Origin of the sequence: [Clostridium] aerotolerans DSM 5434, from assembly GCF_000687555.1 — a bacterium.
In the GTDB taxonomy this organism is placed as follows: Bacteria; Bacillota; Clostridia; order Lachnospirales; family Lachnospiraceae; genus Lacrimispora; species Lacrimispora aerotolerans.
Map to the genome: position 1 here is coordinate 1 of NZ_JHWJ01000049.1, position 1,291 is coordinate 1,291.

Genomic DNA, 1,291 nt, shown 5'->3' on the forward strand with positions numbered 1-1,291 from the left:
CGCCGGTAGGTCCGGTATCGCCAGTAGATCCAGTGTCACCGGTAGGTCCAGTATCGCCAGTAGGTCCGGTATCGCCAGTAGGTCCAGTTATACCAGTAGGTCCGGTCACACCCGTCGGTCCGGTGTCGCCCGTAGGCCCAGTGTCCCCCGTAGGTCCGGTATCCCCGGTAGGTCCAGTATCCCCCGTAGATCCGGTGTCGCCGGTAGGTCCGGTGCCGCCGGTCGGTCCGGTATCGCCCGTAGGTCCAGTATCCCCCGTAGGTCCAGTATCACCTGTAGGTCCAGTATCACCGGTAGGCCCAGTAGCCCCGGTAGGTCCGGTGTCGCCGGTAGGTCCAGTGTCGCCGGTAGGTCCGGTGCCGCCGGTAGGTCCGGTATCGCCAGTAGATCCAGTGTCACCCGTAGCCCCAGTATCGCCAGTAGGTCCGGTATCTCCGGTAGGCCCAGTAGGTCCGGTATCGCCGGTCGGTCCGGTGTCACCAGTAGGCCCAGTGTCACCGATAGGTCCGGTATCGCCGGTCGGTCCAGTAGGTCCGGTGTCACCGGTAGGTCCCGTCGGTCCGGTGTCACCAGTAGGCCCAGTATCACCGATAGGTCCGGTATCCCCGGTCGGTCCAGTAGCCCCCGTAGGTCCAGTATCGCCAGTCGGTCCGGTGTCGCCCGTAGGCCCAGTGTCACCAGTAGGACCAGTGTCACCCGTCGGTCCGGTATTGCCCGTAGGTCCAGTATCCCCGGTAGGTCCAGTGTCACCAGTAGGTCCGGTATCCCCGGTCGGTCCAGTTATACCAGTAGGTCCAGTGTCACCAGTAGGTCCAGTGTCACCGGTGGGTCCGGTATCGCCAGTAGGTCCGGTATCCCCGGTCGGTCCAGTATCCCCCGTAGGCCCAGTATCGCCAGTCGGTCCGGTATCGCCAGTCGGTCCAGTTATACCCGTCGGTCCGGTCACACCCGTCGGTCCGGTGTCGCCGGTCGGTCCGGTATCGCCGGTCGGTCCAATGTCGCCGGTAGGTCCGGTATTGCCAGTAGGCCCAGTATCCCCGGTAGGTCCGGTATCGCCGGTAGGCCCGGTGTTGCCAGTAGGCCCAGTGTCACCCGTAGTTCCGGTATCGCCAGTAGGCCCAGTGTCACCCGTAGTTCCGATATCGCCCGTAGGTCCGGTATCCCCGGCAGGTCCAGTATAGCCAGTCGGTCCAGTATCCCCGGTCGGTCCAGTATCCCCGGTCGGTCCGGTATAGCCAGTAGGCCCAGTGTCACCGATAGGTCCGGTGTAGCCGGTAGGTCCAGTATCGCC

General features: G+C 64.1%; 1 protein-coding gene and 1 pseudogene. Both read right to left on the reverse strand.

The annotated features are described in order from the left end of the window. Nucleotides 1-105: 105 nt before the first annotated feature. Nucleotides 106-750 (reverse strand): hypothetical protein, encoded by a 645-nt coding sequence (locus tag T546_RS26060; protein WP_242842284.1) that lies wholly within the window; start codon nt 748-750, stop codon nt 106-108. A gap of 192 nt (nt 751-942) precedes the next feature. After that, nucleotides 943-1,291: pseudogene (locus T546_RS26065) on the reverse strand (hypothetical protein); the annotation flags it as partial.